Genomic DNA, 15,704 nt, shown 5'->3' with positions numbered 1-15,704 from the left:
TCCTAATATCCTCAAGTATTGGTAGACTAACATCATAGTAATCCCTCAAAAGTTCATGCTGATAATTAACTATTAAACCAAGCAAACTCAATTTATCTTCAAAATCCACATGACACTCTAAATTCATAATTCTACTAAGATCTTCAAATCTAGGTTTAATCACCCCCTTAATTAAATTCACAGCGTAAATTGTGGACTTATTCATTTTAATTGTGAATATGAGTCTATTGGCAAGCTTTTTGGGTATGGAATTCAAGTATGGTTTGAGAGCCTCCTCAGAAATTAAATGCCATGAAACTCTATCATAGGATGTTGAAAGCTTAGACTTCAAATTCTCATCAACACCAACCTCAAATAACAATATCCTTAAAGCTTCATTAAGCTCAGCCTGTCTAACTGGGTGAACATTGAAAATCCTCCTATGAACCCCTGAATCCACAACCACGAAAATTAAGTCTTCATGGGGTAGATGCTCAATGGTGCATGGAGGCTTAGGATCTAGTAGAATTACTCCACCATAAGAACATGCATACTGATCCAATCTACCACAAGGAATACCCATAACATCATGCTCAGCGAAGTAAGCCAACTCAGCAATCCTATGCCTATCTAGATTCAACCCATAAATTTCGGATACAAGCTTAATTATTGAAACTTCAAGGGCAGCACTACTTGCAAGACCGGAACCCATGGGTATCTCACTCCACAAAACAATATTAATGCCATTTAGTTTGAAGCCGAAATCCTCCATGGACTTGAAAACAGCTCTAACATAATCCCCAAACCATCCACCACCAATAAGATTGAAATCACCAATACTGAAACTATCAAAACCATTGGGAATATTTAGTGAAGTGAAATTTACAACTCCACCACAACCCCTAACACCAGCCACATAACATCTAAGATTAATGGCAACTGGAACTACTGGTAAACCCTTATAATCTTGATGGGTATTCAAGAAGTCAACTCTACCAGGACTGGACACGAAAACTGGTTTAAAATTTGCATTGGAGGGGAGATGTGAAATCAATTTACGGCGAATTTCACTTACATCCACAATAATGATATAAGGTGAAGTTTTATAGAAATTTATTGTGAATAATATGGAGTTGGAGAAGATTGATTTGGATAAATTCTATTTGATATTGCATCCAAGACCAGCATATGTTATAGGTTCTGGGAAGTTTGGTGAGAAAGTGAATTTCATGGCTGCAAGCTGGGTTACACCCATGGGTGAAGAACCCCCACTAGTCTGCGTAGCCATAGGTAAGGGGAGTTTAACCAATGAATTGATACGTGAATATAGGCAGTTTTCAGTGAATGTGCTCCCAATAGATAGAGTTAACGAGCTGTATACAGTTGGAACTGTTAGTGGTAGGGAGATGGATAAAACCAAGATATTGAAGGCTGTGGAAGGTGATGAATTAACAGTTCCAATAGTTGAAGATGCCATAGCAGTCCTCGAATGTGAATTATGGGATAAAGTTGAATCAAATGATGTCACACTATTTATAGGGCAAGTTGTAAATGCAAAGGCAAACCCAAAATACTTCAACCAGAAAACGGGATGGAATATTAGGGATAACCCAGTACCATTACACAATTGGGGTAAAGGCTTCCATAGAGTAGGTCAATTCATAATGGCAAAAACACTAGAGAAGCATGAAACAAAATGATTTAAAGAAATATTGCAGTGAAAACAATTTCACTTTCAATTTATTTTGAAAACTTTAATGGCATTCTCTCCAAGAATCATCTTCTCTTCTTCCCCGCTTACCCCCAACTGCTTCACTCTCCAAACAGCATTTTCAATATCAGTTATTTGGTGTGGGAAATCTGTTCCAAGCATTATTTTATTGGCACCTAGAAACCCGCATGAAAACTTTAATATATTGTTGTTGTAGCATATGGAGTCAAAATATATATTTTTGAGATATGCTGATGCTGGCTTATTAATAACCTTCTTAGCTTCAGGGTATGCTTGAATACAAGTATCTATTCTACCAATAATGTATGGTAAAACCCCTCCAAGATGTGCAACAACAATCTTCAATGAAGGAAACCTCTCCATAACTCCACTTAAAATTAACCTTAAAACTGCTAAGCTGGTGTCCACTGGAAAACCGAACATTGGCACAATCCTATAATCCTCCATGAACTTGAAGTTTATTGGGGATGTGGGATGTATGAATAATGGGAAACCCAGCCTTTCAGCTTCACCATATATTGGCCAGAATTCCCTTGAATCAAGAGGTTTACCATTAATGTTTGAGAATATTATGGCACCATTCAGCCCCAAATCCAAAATTGCCCTCCTAAATTCCTCCAAAGCCATTTCTGGGGATTGCAATGGTAAAATTGCAAGAGCCCTAAACCTATCCGGATACTTCTCAACAATCTCTGAAAACGAATCATTAACTATTTTAGCCAATTTAACCCCCCTATCCACAGGTTCCCTTTCAACGCCAGGAGTAGTTAAAGTTAGTATCTGCATATCTATACCATACTTATCCATAACCTTAATCCTCTCCAAGACATCAATGTGCGGTTTAACCACCACATTGTAATCCCCCTCATACCTTATGATCAAATTTCCATGCCCATTGAATTCGATGGATGCGTAGCCTCCACCAATCTTCAATTCTTCAATATATTGTGGTGGATAGAAGTGATTGTGAACATCAATGCTCATTTCAACTCAACCCATAAGCTCTAAATTACATTCTCCCCATCATATCAATTATCTTAACTATATGTTTAATGCCAAGCTTGAAATCTTCCAATCTTATATTCTCATTTGGCGAGTGGTTGTTGGATTCATGATATCCCACACCCACAGAAACCATTGGTATTTTAAGCTCATTTACGAAGAGATACATTGGACCACTACCAGAGGATATTGGGTAGACTATGGGTTCTAAACCGTAAATCTCCCTTGCCGAAGATAAAGCCACTTTAACTATCTCAGCTTTCAAATCAGTTTTTGCAGCTTCATACCCAGATAATAGCGTGACTTCAATATCATTGAAACCATACTTATCCATATGCCTCTTAAGCTTCTCCAAAAGACTTTGACAAGTTAATCCAGGTGGAAGTCTGAAATCCACTTTAGCCATGGCATAGCTTGGTATTATCGTCTTTGAACCTTGACCAATGTATCCTGAATACAGCCCATCAATATTGCAAGTTGGATTGAATAGCATGGATTTTAAAGCTTCAAACCCCCTAACGCCACCCACAAACCCCCTTATACCAAGCCTCTTGATAATCTCTTCATCATTGAATGGTATGCTCTTTAAAAGCTCCTCATCCTCCCTCTCAACTGGCTTTAGATCATCATAGAACCCATCTATCAATATCCTACCATCATCACCACGCAAACTATTCAAGAAGTATATGAGCCTCCAAGCAGGGTTAGGTATGATGGCAGCTTCACCACTATGAACATCCACCCTCGGACCCTTCACTCTAAATTCAAAGTACGCAATACCCCTAACACCCAATGTAATAACTGGACGGCCACTCACATCCCTATAACCAAACTCCCATATACCAGCATCTGCTGAAAACATGTTACCATAACTCTTAACATAACTTGGAAGTGAGGGGCTTCCAATCTCCTCCTCCCCCTCAACAACAAATTTAACTGCTATGGGTAAATCACCAAAAACATTCAACATGGACTCCACAGCCTTCAATCTTGCAATTATATTCCCCTTATTATCCGCAACACCCCTAGCAAATATCTTCCCATCCCTTATACTTGGCTCAAATGGCGGTGTCACCCACAAATCCAGTGGATCTGGCGGTTGAACATCATAATGATTATAGAATAGTAGCGTCTTCTTGTAGGATCTAGGCTTATACTCAGCATATAATAGTGGATTACCCTTATCCACGTTCAAAACCCTAACATTTAAACCAGCATCCTCAAACATAACCCTAAGCTTATCCACAGCCTCCACTATACCAACATTCTGAGCTGCAATGGATGGAATCCTACAAATCTCCTTCAAATCAGATATGAACTTCTCAAAATTCTCATCAATATAATTGAAAACCGTGTTAAGCATGAAAATATATTGAAATAAATTGTTTTTAAAGGTTTGGTAGCTTATGGTGTTATGGAACGCTTAAAGTTGGTTAGAGATCTACATCCATCCTCAGTGCACACCACAGTATCCTCTATTCTAACCCCAAACTCACCCTTCAAATATATTCCAGGCTCCACTGTGAAAACCATACCAGGCTTCAATTCCAGCCCACCCCCCTTAACGAGGTATGGCGGTTCATGAACTTGCAATCCAACTCCATGACCAAGCCTATGCGTGAAGTACTTACCAAAACCTTCACCTTCAATAATACTCCTAGCAAAGGAGTCAGCTTCACCACATGTTACGCCAGGCTTAATTTTGCTAATAGCATACCTATTAGCCTTATAAACTATATCCCAAACTTTACTCTGAAATTCGCTGGGTGAACCAAAAACTACGGTTCTAGTTATGTCTGAGAAGTATCCATTAACAGAGCAACCAGCATCTATTAAAACAACATCCCCCCTCCTCAACTTTGAAAATCCAGAGTATCCATGGGGTAGAGCCGACTTTGCTCCAAATAGGACTGTGGAGAATTGAGGTGTAGCTCCAAGCTCCCTCATCTTAGATGCACAAATATGGCTTAACTCAAGCTCAGTAACACCTTCAGATAGGCTTTGAAGGACTGTTTCAACAGCCTTATCAGATATTTCACATGCCCTCCTAATATTCTCCAATTCCCATTCACTCTTAATCATCCTCATACCATAAACCATGCTGGAGACATCAATGAAGTGTACTCCATTAAGCTTTGATTGAAGCTTATTAACCCACCCCCAAGGGGCATCTTCACATAAACCTATAACGCCAAATCTAGGTTTACACTCAACAATAAGCTTAGACAATATTTCAATGGCATCTTCATCCTCATCCCAAACCTCAATCCTACTTATCCATGTACGTTGCCCCCTAAGCTCCTCCTCAAGCTTTGGAACCAAAATAAATGAATCTCCATCCGCACATATGTAGGCAGCTGTAAGCCTCTCAGACAAACCAATATTTACACCAGTGAAGTAGTATAGATTTGCACCTGGAAATAGTAGGAGACCATCAATGCCCTCACCCTCAAGCTTCCCAACAATCTCATCACACCTCGCCTTAAAAAGGTCAATCAAGTACACCACCAAAAACAAATATTTAACATTAAAAATAGAAATAGCTTTCCAAACCAAAACCCTTAAATAAAAGCGTATAGGGGGTTAATTGAGGTGAACTCGAAATATGAGCTCTGAAGAAGAGGGCCTGTCAAAAGTAGAGCAACTGAAGCCAAACACCAGAAGCGTAAACATAATAGTTAAAGTGGCATCGAAGGGCGAACCCAGAATGGTTAGTGGCGGAGCACACAGAGTTGCAGACATACTAGTTGGAGACGAAACTGGAGCAATATACCTAACACTATGGGATGACGCCATAGACAGAGTAGATGAGGGAATGGTAATAAAGATAAAGAACGGATTCGTAAGCCTATTCAGAGGTAGCATGAGGTTAAATGTTGGAAGATATGGAAGCTTCGAAACAGTGGAAAATGCACCAGAAATAGAAGTAAACACAGAAAACAACCTCTCACTCGTACAATACGAGCAAGAAGAGAGGAGGGAAAGTAGATTCGGTAGAGGGAGACCAGGCCCTAGAAGATTTGAGGGGAGAAGAACTAGAAGATAGATGAATGGAAAATAGAAGATAAATAGGGTAAGAGGAGTAGAGTTGGTTTTTTGAACTAAATTTTTATGTGGAAATATAGGAAACCCAGAAATAAGTAAATTTTTATCCGAGAAAAGCCAATCATAAAATTGAAGGAATGTCAACGGAAAACATCATACTTATAAGAACAATTTTCGGAAGCCCAATAATAAGGCCAATAATAAGATTCCTGTCAACACACGAGTATAATGGTAGATCACTATTAAACCATGCATTAACAATATATTCTGGGGAGGAGGAAGCAGAAAACTTAACTCTAAAAATAGCTTCATCAATAATCTCCGAAATTATAAGCTTAGGAGCAAAAATAATGAAGGTAAATGAGGGGGAAGCTAAAAAGCTATTCAAGAATAAAGCGTTGAGGAGGGGGCTAGAAGTAATTTTGAGGAGCCTAGGGAAATATGGGGTAACTGTACCACAAAAACTGGATTCACCATTCCTAGTGGTATGGAATTTCACAAACCTATGCAACCTTAAATGCAAACACTGCTACCAGAATGCATCATCAATAATGGAGGGGGAATTGACACTCGAAGAGAAGATGGATGCATTGAGGCAACTGGAGGAGGCAGGGGTATCGGCAATAGCCTTCTCAGGGGGAGAACCACTCATACACCCACACTTCTTCCAAGTGGCAAAGGAAGCTGTGAACAGAGGATTCTACACTGCAGTGGCAACCAATGGAACTACAATAACAGATGAAGTTGCAAAGAAGATGAGGGAGATTGGGATAAACTATGTTGAAGTAAGCTTAGACTCAGCAAACCCAGCTAAACATGATGAATTTAGAGGGGTTAATGGAGCATGGAAGAAGGCTGTGGAGGGGATAAAGAATTGCGTGAAAAATGAGATATTCACTGGAATAGCCATAACAGCCTTAAAGAGGAATTATGGGGAATGTAGGGAGATAATTAGTTTAGCAAGGGATTTGGGTGTAAAGAGGGTGATATTCTTCAATTTCATACCAGTGGGGAGGGGGGAATGGATAGTTAAGGAGGATTTAGATCCATGGGAGAGGGAAGAATTCCTAACAACACTATATGAGGCAATGAAGGATTATGGTATAGAAGTCCTCTCCACAGCTCCTCAATATGCTAGAGTTGTAATTCAAAAGTCGCATGGAGTATGCATAAGCCCAGTACACTTCTATGCAGGTCCAGCAGTAGCTGGACTCAACTATTTGGCTGAATTCATTGGTGGATGTGGTGCTGGGAGAATATATTGTGCACTACAACCAAATGGAGATGTAACTCCATGCGTCTTCATACCAGACATAATCCTTGGAAACATTAGGGAGAAGAGGTTTAGGGATATATGGAATAATACGCCAATACTATCAGCCTTCCAAAGCAAAGACATTTTAAGGGAGAATTGCGGTAAATGTAGCTTTAGATATATTTGTGGTGGATGTAGAGCAAGGGCATACGCATACTTCAAAGACATACTAGCACCAGATCCAGGATGCATATACAACTCTGAACAATACGAGAAAATTCTAGGGGAAATGCATATAACCGTTGAAGGTAAAGTGAAGGTTCATGCAAATTAAATTAACTTCATAACTGGAGCTTTCCCTAAGAAGCCTAAATCAGCAACATCACCATAATCACCATCACTTAAAACAACCCTAATCCCATTAGGCTTACCCTTAACACTTAAAGTTGAGTAAACGTCTAGGAGGAATCTGGTGAGGAGATCATAATCCATTCTTGGAAGAACAGCCATATCAAACCCTGCAACGCAAATGGAGGAGTATCGCAACAGATCGTAAGCTGAAAGCTTACCCTCAAAACCCAATTGCATAAGCTTCGAATCCTCAGCATATGGAAGCATGAGTTCATTAAACCCAATGGAAGAAGGCTCCATTGAAGCAGCATGCTTCAAAACCCCATTAACATCATAAATGGATTTCAAAGTTCCAACATCCCCAAACCTAACATTACCAAAAACCTCCAAGAGATCAACAACACTCTCATCCATCCATGGAGATATGGATAAATCCAAACCCACCAATGGAAACTTGAAACACTCAGCCAAATACGTTATAAACCCCTTAACACGCTTAACACAATCCAAAATAGTATTCAAAATTGGAACACCATTATTCAAACCTTCAATCAAAGTTTTAACATATAGTAATGAAGCTGAAAGCATTGGGCTAATTCCAGCAGAAGCCGATGGGAAATATGGCGTAATAATGTTTCCACCCACTGAAAATGAAACCTTCACGAAAGCCTCCAATGGAAGCTTCCTCCTAATAGTTATCAACAAATCCCTAAACACTCTAAGCTGATCCAAACCCCCATACAAGGATATGAATAGCTTATCAAAACCCCCAAGTAAATCCACAACGTAATCCACATTTAGAGATGAATTACACATTAATGGAATTGCATAATAATTGAATGGCTCAGAAACATCATCCAAAAACTCCACTAATTCAGGCAGATTCCTAAAACTCTGCGGATCAACAGCCAACCTCAAAGTCCAAACATCCAAACCAAAACTTTTAGAAGCTTCACCAACAACATCCCATACAAATCCGGAAATTGCAGAGAAATCCTTTAGAAATTTCGATGGAATGAGGAAAGTTAAACTCCTAACCCTCAAACAAACCACAAAATAAAATCCACAACACAATTAAAAAGAGTTGCTAAACGAAAGCGATAAAAGGGGTGGAAGATAACCTATAACATGAGGACCAAAAATGACAACAATGACAAAGGAAAAGGAGTATGCTTTAAGCATTATTGATAAGTATGAGGGGCGTTTTGTTGAGGTTTCTGATTTGGTTTGGGAGTTTGCTGAGCTTGGTCTTGTGGAGTTTAAGTCTTCTAGTTTGTTGGCTGATGAGTTGGAGAAGCATGGTTTTAGAGTTAAACGTGGCATTGCTGGTATGCCAACAGCATTCATGGCTGAATGGGGAAGTGGGAAACCAGTAATTGCAATTTTAGGCGAATATGATGCATTACCAGGATTATCACAGAAGAGGGTTCCATGGAGGGAACCATTAGTTGAGGGAGCTCCTGGTCATGGTTGTGGACACAACATTTACGGTGCAAGTGGCTTAGCAGCGGCTATTGCAGTTAGATATGCTATGGAGAAATTTGGCATTAGTGGCACCATTAGATTCTATGGATGCCCAGCAGAAGAGAATTACAGTGGGAAACTATACATGGTTAGAGATGGATATTTCGATGATGTAGATGCAGCAATAGGTCATCACCCAAGCACGATGAATGGAGCAACATTAATGAGTTGCTTGGCAATAAACTCCGCTAGATTTCATTTTTATGGTAGGGCTTCTCATGCTGGTGGTAGTCCTGAGGCTGGTAGGAGTGCTCTTGATGCTGTTGAGCTTATGAATATTGGTGTCAACTATATGCGTGAACATATTATTCAGGATGCTAGGATTCATTATGTGATTGAGAAGGGTGGGGATCAGCCTAATATTGTGCCTCCATATGCTAGGAGTTGGTATTATGTTAGGGCTCCTGAGAGGGAGCAAGTTGAGGAAATCTATAATTGGATTCTGGATATAGCTAAGGGGGCAGCACTAATGACACAAACACAATACAAAGTGGAGTTAATAGAGGGATTACATAACAAGATACCAAATAGAACGCTTGCTGAAGTTGTAGTTAAGAATATGAGGCTGATTGGTTTGCCGAAGTATAGTGATGAGGATATTAAGTTTGCACAAGAAATTGCTAAGACTATAAGTTTGGAGGAGAAGATAAATCAGCTTAAGAAGTCTAAGAGGCCTGGATGGGAGAAGCTTATCGATAAATTGATGGATGATGAGATACCAGACCCATGGGGTGAAGGGGAAATTAGCCACGGCTCTACGGATGTGGCGGAGATAAGTTGGAAGGCTCCGACTGTGGAATTTGGAACAGCAACATGGGTTCTTGGGACACCTGGACATTCATGGCAGAATGTTGCTCAAAGCGGTGTTGGCCTAGGACATAAATCATTAATATTTGCAGCAAAAACGATGGCTGCAACAGCATTAGACCTACTAACAACACCTGAACTACTCCAAAAAGCGAAGGAAGAGCATGCCAAGAGACTTAGGGGTAGGAAGTATAAACCTCCAATACCACCAGACCATAAACCACCACTAGACGCATGGAAAAAATAAAACATAAAATAAACTCTCAACCTTTTTTCTCCATAAAGCTCATGAATATACCTTGTTAAAATTCTTTTCCATGGTTAAGTATGTGTTTTAATTGTAATTTTATTTTCCATAAATCCGTTAAAGCCATGTCTATTGTTGGATAGTTGTATATGGTTTCACCTGGAGACTCATTGTAGAATGGTCTATTGCAGTCTGGACACCCAGACGTTTTGAATGGTTCACCACTTTCAACAACCCTAGCCAATAGTGTTTTATCGATGTTTATTGCTTTAAGCCTTCCAGAATCATCGAATTCAAAGTTATCCATGCTTGCCATATTATGTTTTAATAGGTAGTGGGATAACTGTATGGCTCTATATGATGATACATCTGGTTTCGGATGATTTTCCATGGATGTACCCTCCATCGGTGTGAATGCAAATAGACCAACATTAATCTTAGACTCGTATAGTCTATTAATCATGGATATGAATTCTTTATCGGAATCCCCTAAACCATAGATTAAGTGTACTGAAACCTTATATGGACCCATAATTTCCGCAGCCTTCAAAACCATATCCATAGTTTTACCCCAAGAGAAAGTCTTCTTCACTTCCCTAAACACCAATTCAGATGCAGCATCAACCCCTATCCCAATCCTATCAACACCACAATTCTTTAAGAGGATAATATCATCAATACTTCTAGGATGTATTGAAACTGATATTGGCAGATTAGTGACCTTTCTTATATTTGAAACTATGTTTGCAGTATCTTCAACGTATCCGGGATATATTAGGGTTTGAATGCATATTCGTCTAAATCCATTAGCATGTTTAATTGCATTTAGAACATCATTGAATTTGAATTTTGGCCAAGTAACTCTGGATAAGTATTCTGGGTCGGACTTGCTACCCCTAGCTTGAGTACAAAATGCGCAATTAGCCATACACCTACCATCAGTAAAGGTCATGAGGTACGCTGTTGTGGGTTCAGCTAAAACCCTAATTCTCAGTAAACCCAGTTTAGCAGCGGTACCAATGGATACCCTAATATAATCCAGCAATACCAGTGTACACCTCTACCCTTCAGGTTTAGCTGAAAGTATTGCATTAACAATATCTCTGGCAGTCATCATGGGAAACTCCACAGACCCCTCTGAGAGGAATTTTGAAATCCTCCCCTCCAACTCAACAGCATCCAATTTTGCACCGATCAATGTATTCTCCAACCCTCTAATAGCATCCTCCGGATACATGAAGAAATCACCAGTAATCCTAATACTTTTTATAATGCCATTATCAACTTCCATGGAAACTTTAATTAGTTTCGTAGCTTTATAAACTCCTTTAAACTTCAATGGGGGACACCATAAAAAGATTTGAGGGGGAGTATATGAAGCTTATCACAGTATGTTTAGATGGAAGGTTATTGGGACTGCTTCACCCCAAGATTGCCTTATTGGGCATATCCTTTGCGCAATTTCAAAGCAGGAGTAGGCTTTCTCACGCTCCCACTTAGTATCCTTAAGCAACTTAACATTTATTGTGAAATCTATTTTCGTAAAAATTATCTTCTCCAAACCTTCCACACGCATGTTAACTTTTGCTATTGTCTCAAGGCTTTGTATACCGAGTTTTGAGTTACCCGCTATTAATAGGAAGAGGGTGTTCATACATGAAGCAAGAGCTGCTGCGAAGAGATTTTCCGGTGTGGGATACCCTCTCTCACCACCAAATTCCACAGGAGGACTTATCGTTGCAATCTCCCTATCATCAACAAAAACTTTTGATTTCACACCTGAGGATAATGCTGCTCTACCCTCGAAAACGAATTCGCTCATAAAATGACAATAGTAATACTTCAATTTAAGTTTTACCCTTACAAAAATAAGGGGTATTGATATGGGATTTATAATTCGAATGGATTCAACTCATCAGCAGATGTCAATGGACGTTTTGGATGCAAATACTTTGCTAGGAAACTGTAGACTTCCGCTCTAACTTCCCTTGCAAACAATGTGTCAATTCTATTGAAGGAGTGTCCTCCAGGAGCTTCCTTAAATATTTTATACTCAAACTCCTTGCCAGCGGCTTTAAGTGCATTTATAAGGTTTAAAACCTCAAGGTAGTTTACATCCTCATCATTGGTTGTCGTGTGAATTAATAGTGGAGTTTTAAGTCTATCAACATAGTGCACTGGAGATCTACGCCTATACTCCTCAACATTATCACAGACATCCACGCCAACGTGATAATTGGCGATAAACAAGTCTCTATAATTCTGCCCCTTATAGCCCATCCTCATTATCAAATCGCTAACGGGAACACCAGCATATGCAACCTTATAATCGTCTGGATAGAAGAATATGTTCATTAGAGCATGAAGTCCACCATGACTCCAACCCACAATTCCAATCCTATTGGGATCAACATACCTACAGTTTTCCACCATCCAATTCCTAGCTGCATGGGTATCCTCAATCTCCAATCCACCATAATCTATCAATTCATAGAAGGCTTTCCCATAACCAGTACTACCACGATACTCTGGAGCCACCACCAAGTATCCTTGAGCCAACAACTCCCTAACAATATTCGCTGAAGCAGTACTCATATTTGCATGAACTCCACCATGAGGTAAGACTATCAATGGATACTTCTGACTTTTATCAAGATCCTTCGGTAGGAATACGTAACTCCAGAATATCACTGGATTCCTAGCCCCAGGAGCATTCGGCTTTTGAACCTTACTTGGAGGAGGACCAACCATCCTAAACTTAAATATCCTTGCAACATCCCCAAGCATATTATACCACAAAACATCGTCAATACGCTTATCCAAAGCCAAGAACATATGCATCAAAGATTCACGCATCTGCCTCAATTCTTCCAAAATCATCCTCAAATCCTCTGACATAGCAATCAATACCAAGTATAAGCAATAAACCTAAAAGCGTTTCTAAAACATGAGAAAAAGAATCAAGGAAATGATATATGAGTTCCCCGCTATTCTGGCTTTACGATTATTGGCATAGTTACGCTTCCACTATGTATTTTCATATGAAAACCAGAGATTATCTCTAGTATTTCAGTTTCTGGGAAGAGCCCATGTTCATAATATTGGTATCGTACTTCAACGTATGGGTTTATGATTGCATGAACTGCATAGTCAATGCGTACGTATAGCTTCTTTGGAACATAATTGCAAGGGCTTTCAATACGAAAAGAAAAAGTTAAAATGTTAGAAATAGGGGAAAACCCTACGCCACCAAAGGAGCCAGTGGCATATAGGTCAATATTGGTATCATTGATATAAGCAAATAAGCTAACCCCTTCAATAGTAACTGCAAAGCCCTTTATTAATGGATTATATGTTTTCTCACCTATTTTCTTAACATCAACATCCGCTGATCTAATACACTTCCTCACCGAATCATTATATTTCCAGAAAAATAGCGTGATTATTCCAAAATCCGCTTCTCCTAAGAAAGGATTACTATAGTGAACTACCGTATAGTTAGACACGTAACCTCTATACCAGATTAGGGATCCATTGAAAGATTCTAATCCAATTGGAGTTAGGTAACGTGGGCATGTAAAAAAGTTGTACAACAAAATTATTGCTACGATTATTATTGAAAAGATGGTTATGTATTTTCTGTTTATGTATTTCCTCATAGTGATCACTTTATTTTGGTGTAACTGTGAATTTTATGTCTATTGTGGCGTATGCATATGCTATGTCTACTGCTTGTCCACTTTCTGGAGATATTATGCCCTCCCCCTCAATTGGGTTCCTCCCCTGAAGACCGCCCTCAACCCAAATAGAAAACGACGCACACCAAGTCAACCTACAAGTAACCTCATAAGTATGCGTATCTAAAAGCCCTCCATAAGCTGCCCGGAACCTAACATCAACTGAAAACTCACTTAGGCTTCCACAACCATAAACCGTAATTTCACGATCTGCATCGCTAACTTTCGTGGAGCTTGAGAGTAGTTTGAATGGATTTGGGAATGAAAATCCCGATACTGTTTGAATAACATCCAATAATAAATCAACAATTTCATCTACGACTTCTGAACCTTGAGGTACTACTTCGCCGTTTTGGAAACGTACAGCCCTTAAGACTTTCGGGTCTGTGTATTCTGTTTGGTTTGTTAAATCTTTTATTTTTATTACTTCTATTTTATACATTATTTGGTTTGGTTGTGACCACCATTGTTGTCCTCCACAATACCATGATGTTGTTCCCTCACTACCACCCATGTATATCTCCCCAAGACCCTCATGACTAAAGGAGTCCTTCCAACGGGCAGCCCATGCAAAGTAGCCTATTGTGTGGTAATGATACGTCCCTCCAGATGGGGGGATATATGTGGCTCCATATAACTTCAGTGCCGCCACTACTCGCTTGTATCACGGCATAAACGTTTCCGCAGAAGATGGGTATTGTGAAGATCGCTATTAGCGGTATTGTATATAGTAGTGAGGTGTTTCTAACCCCTTTCATTTAGGGAACACCTCGAAAATATTGTGCAAAAACCAATATATATATCGACTGACCAAAATCGCCTATCAGGAACTGCCACATATAGTGGTGTGGTTTATATAGGAATTGCGAAGCATTTTTGTAAGTGAATATATTATGAAGTGGAAGTTTGACTGAAATCAAAATTTTAGCCGTCATTTTACTCAAATAGGTTTGGTCAATAATTTTTAGGTAGATATGCCAATGTTGGGGGAAGCTTATTAAGCTGGCAGTGTGGATAAATAATTTTGGGTTCTAACCATGAGCATAGTTGTTCCGAAGAAGCTTCTTGAAGAGTTGAAAAGGAAGGGGTTTGATGCTGAACCACTTATTATTGACCTTTTGGCTAAGTATTTAAATTTAGACCCTAAGATTGTTGTTGATTCCCATATTGAGCTTGCTTTAAGGTATTTTGAGGAGGGCATAAACTTCATCGATAAGGATCCTGTTCAGGCTAGTGAGAAGTTGTATAAAGCTGCTGAAGAGACTGTGAAGGCCCTTACAGTGCACTTCAACTTGAACGACATCCTCGATACTGTAGAGAAGAGGGGTAGATGGACTGCCACAGAACTCGATAAAGCAGTTAGGAGGATTTCTCAAAAACTTGGGAAGTGGTTTATATACTCATGGGATGCCGCATGGACACTACATGTATGGGGATTCCATGAAGCAAAACTTGATTCTGAAAGCATAAAGGAGAGAGTGACAGAAATAGAGAAAATGATCACAGAAGCACGGAAAATCACAACCAAAGAATAACGGTTCAGCCCCCCTCATACAAGTTCACAGCAATCGAACCTAATATCCATAAATCTAAATGGATCATGACAGCCGAACCGTCAACTAATAAGCCACTAAAAATAGATTTATGTAAAAATGAAAGGAGCATGGAAAGCCAATAAACATTGTATAATTAACGTGGTGTTTAACCCATTACCCTGGTATTATTGTTATTGGAATTGTTACGCTTCCACTATAGACTTTTACATGGAATCCAATGGTTATGTATTTGTATTCGCTATACCATATCTCGGCATATGGGTTTATGATTGCATGAACTGTATAATCAATACGTGCATACAAAGTTTTTGGAAGATAATCGTGCATGTGGTAAATTAGATGATAGAATCCCGATGAATTGTATGAAGATATCTTACAATCAAGACCAGCATAGGCGTATATGTGTATGTCTGTATCATTGCAGTAGTCGAATAGGATGACATCTTCAATGTTTATGATAAACCCCCTT

At 39.3% G+C, this 15,704-nt stretch carries 17 protein-coding genes; 5 read left to right on the top strand and 12 right to left on the bottom strand.

Features of this window, described 5'->3' with window-relative positions; all coding sequences use genetic code 11:
• Positions 1 to 1,060: galactokinase family protein (locus tag MRT15_RS05310; protein ID WP_304328614.1), on the bottom strand; the 1,060-nt coding region annotated here is incomplete at its 3' end.
• Positions 1,061 to 1,106: 46 nt separating this feature from the next.
• Between MRT15_RS05310 and MRT15_RS05305 the strand changes: the two genes are divergently transcribed.
• The gene (locus tag MRT15_RS05305; RefSeq protein ID WP_304328612.1) at positions 1,107 to 1,679 is read left to right on the top strand and encodes a flavin reductase family protein; all 573 of its coding nucleotides are present in this window, start codon (positions 1,107 to 1,109) and stop codon (positions 1,677 to 1,679) included.
• A gap of 35 nt (positions 1,680 to 1,714) precedes the next feature.
• Here the strand turns inward: MRT15_RS05305 and MRT15_RS05300 are convergent, their stop codons facing one another.
• Genes MRT15_RS05300 through MRT15_RS05290 form a run of 3 tightly spaced genes read right to left on the bottom strand, consistent with a single transcriptional unit; the run spans position 1,715 to position 5,212 of the window.
• Positions 1,715 to 2,695 carry an amidohydrolase family protein gene (locus MRT15_RS05300; protein ID WP_304328610.1) on the bottom strand — a complete coding sequence of 327 codons (981 nt, stop codon included), beginning with the start codon at positions 2,693 to 2,695 and terminating at the stop codon, positions 1,715 to 1,717.
• Positions 2,696 to 2,720: 25 nt separating this feature from the next.
• On the bottom strand, positions 2,721 to 4,076 hold the full coding sequence (locus MRT15_RS05295) for a M20/M25/M40 family metallo-hydrolase (RefSeq protein WP_304328608.1): 1,356 nt from the start codon (positions 4,074 to 4,076) through the stop codon (positions 2,721 to 2,723).
• Positions 4,077 to 4,117: 41 nt separating this feature from the next.
• A complete protein-coding gene (locus MRT15_RS05290; RefSeq protein ID WP_304328606.1) occupies positions 4,118 to 5,212 on the bottom strand; it encodes a Xaa-Pro peptidase family protein in 1,095 nt (364 codons plus the stop codon).
• 106 nt (positions 5,213 to 5,318) lie between these two features.
• On the opposite strand from MRT15_RS05290, the gene MRT15_RS05285 reads away from it, so the two are divergent.
• Positions 5,319 to 5,759: a hypothetical protein gene (locus MRT15_RS05285; protein WP_304328604.1), complete on the top strand. Its 441-nt coding sequence runs from the start codon at positions 5,319 to 5,321 to the stop codon at positions 5,757 to 5,759.
• A 136-nt stretch (positions 5,760 to 5,895) separates the two neighbouring features.
• Positions 5,896 to 7,347, top strand: a complete 1,452-nt coding sequence (locus tag MRT15_RS05280; RefSeq protein ID WP_304328602.1) for a radical SAM protein — start codon at positions 5,896 to 5,898, stop codon at positions 7,345 to 7,347.
• Here MRT15_RS05280 and MRT15_RS05275 read toward each other — a convergent pair.
• Positions 7,344 to 8,408 (bottom strand): DUF711 family protein, encoded by a 1,065-nt coding sequence (locus MRT15_RS05275; RefSeq protein ID WP_304328601.1) that lies wholly within the window; start codon positions 8,406 to 8,408, stop codon positions 7,344 to 7,346. The two genes, MRT15_RS05280 and MRT15_RS05275, sit on opposite strands and share 4 nt — an antisense overlap.
• 97 nt (positions 8,409 to 8,505) lie before the next feature.
• Here MRT15_RS05275 and MRT15_RS05270 point away from each other — a divergent pair, with 97 nt between their 5' ends.
• Complete coding sequence (locus tag MRT15_RS05270) at positions 8,506 to 9,942, top strand: M20 family metallopeptidase (protein ID WP_304328599.1); 1,437 nt, start codon at positions 8,506 to 8,508, stop codon at positions 9,940 to 9,942.
• A 55-nt stretch (positions 9,943 to 9,997) separates the two neighbouring features.
• On the opposite strand, the gene MRT15_RS05265 is transcribed toward MRT15_RS05270, so the two are convergent.
• From MRT15_RS05265 to MRT15_RS05240, 6 genes are all read right to left on the bottom strand, one after another.
• Positions 9,998 to 10,987 carry a radical SAM protein gene (locus MRT15_RS05265; RefSeq protein ID WP_304328598.1) on the bottom strand — a complete coding sequence of 330 codons (990 nt, stop codon included), beginning with the start codon at positions 10,985 to 10,987 and terminating at the stop codon, positions 9,998 to 10,000.
• A gap of 15 nt (positions 10,988 to 11,002) precedes the next feature.
• Positions 11,003 to 11,281, bottom strand: coding sequence for a lipoate protein ligase C-terminal domain-containing protein (locus tag MRT15_RS05260; protein ID WP_304328596.1), 279 nt, complete (start codon positions 11,279 to 11,281; stop codon positions 11,003 to 11,005).
• Positions 11,282 to 11,326: 45 nt separating this feature from the next.
• Entirely contained in the window at positions 11,327 to 11,764 is a 438-nt protein-coding gene (locus tag MRT15_RS05255; RefSeq protein ID WP_304328594.1) for an OsmC family protein, read from the bottom strand.
• A 68-nt stretch (positions 11,765 to 11,832) separates the two neighbouring features.
• Positions 11,833 to 12,840 carry a S9 family peptidase gene (locus MRT15_RS05250; RefSeq protein ID WP_304328592.1) on the bottom strand — a complete coding sequence of 336 codons (1,008 nt, stop codon included), beginning with the start codon at positions 12,838 to 12,840 and terminating at the stop codon, positions 11,833 to 11,835.
• A gap of 89 nt (positions 12,841 to 12,929) precedes the next feature.
• On the bottom strand, positions 12,930 to 13,601 hold the full coding sequence (locus tag MRT15_RS05245) for a hypothetical protein (RefSeq protein ID WP_304328590.1): 672 nt from the start codon (positions 13,599 to 13,601) through the stop codon (positions 12,930 to 12,932).
• A 10-nt stretch (positions 13,602 to 13,611) separates the two neighbouring features.
• Complete coding sequence (locus MRT15_RS05240) at positions 13,612 to 14,331, bottom strand: hypothetical protein (RefSeq protein WP_304328588.1); 720 nt, start codon at positions 14,329 to 14,331, stop codon at positions 13,612 to 13,614.
• A gap of 385 nt (positions 14,332 to 14,716) precedes the next feature.
• On the opposite strand from MRT15_RS05240, the gene MRT15_RS05235 reads away from it, so the two are divergent.
• Positions 14,717 to 15,214: a PaREP1 family protein gene (locus MRT15_RS05235; RefSeq protein WP_304328587.1), complete on the top strand. Its 498-nt coding sequence runs from the start codon at positions 14,717 to 14,719 to the stop codon at positions 15,212 to 15,214.
• Positions 15,215 to 15,388: 174 nt separating this feature from the next.
• On the opposite strand, the gene MRT15_RS05230 is transcribed toward MRT15_RS05235, so the two are convergent.
• Positions 15,389 to 15,704: hypothetical protein (locus tag MRT15_RS05230; protein WP_304328585.1), on the bottom strand; the 316-nt coding region annotated here is incomplete at its 5' end.

The organism is Candidatus Culexarchaeum yellowstonense (genome assembly GCF_024707025.1).
Classification (GTDB): domain Archaea; phylum Thermoproteota; class Methanomethylicia; order Culexarchaeales; family Culexarchaeaceae; genus Culexarchaeum.
Note: the sequence above shows the minus strand (reverse complement) of the source record. Positions and strands in the feature narration are given on the sequence as shown.

Bases quoted from the DNA above. Each gene is read 5' to 3' on its own strand.
- MRT15_RS05235 (WP_304328587.1), top strand. From the start codon at position 14,717: ATGAGCATAGTTGTTCCGAAGAAGCTTCTTGAAGAGTTGAAAAGGAAG.
- MRT15_RS05255 (WP_304328594.1), bottom strand. From the start codon at position 11,764: ATGAGCGAATTCGTTTTCGAGGGTAGAGCAGCATTATCCTCAGGTGTG.
- MRT15_RS05245 (WP_304328590.1), bottom strand. From the start codon at position 13,601: ATGAGGAAATACATAAACAGAAAATACATAACCATCTTTTCAATAATA.
- MRT15_RS05250 (WP_304328592.1), bottom strand. From the start codon at position 12,840: ATGTCAGAGGATTTGAGGATGATTTTGGAAGAATTGAGGCAGATGCGT.
- MRT15_RS05305 (WP_304328612.1), top strand. From the start codon at position 1,107: ATGGAGTTGGAGAAGATTGATTTGGATAAATTCTATTTGATATTGCAT.
- MRT15_RS05300 (WP_304328610.1), bottom strand. From the start codon at position 2,695: ATGAGCATTGATGTTCACAATCACTTCTATCCACCACAATATATTGAA.
- MRT15_RS05270 (WP_304328599.1), top strand. From the start codon at position 8,506: ATGACAACAATGACAAAGGAAAAGGAGTATGCTTTAAGCATTATTGAT.
- MRT15_RS05285 (WP_304328604.1), top strand. From the start codon at position 5,319: ATGAGCTCTGAAGAAGAGGGCCTGTCAAAAGTAGAGCAACTGAAGCCA.
- MRT15_RS05280 (WP_304328602.1), top strand. From the start codon at position 5,896: ATGTCAACGGAAAACATCATACTTATAAGAACAATTTTCGGAAGCCCA.
- MRT15_RS05295 (WP_304328608.1), bottom strand. From the start codon at position 4,076: ATGCTTAACACGGTTTTCAATTATATTGATGAGAATTTTGAGAAGTTC.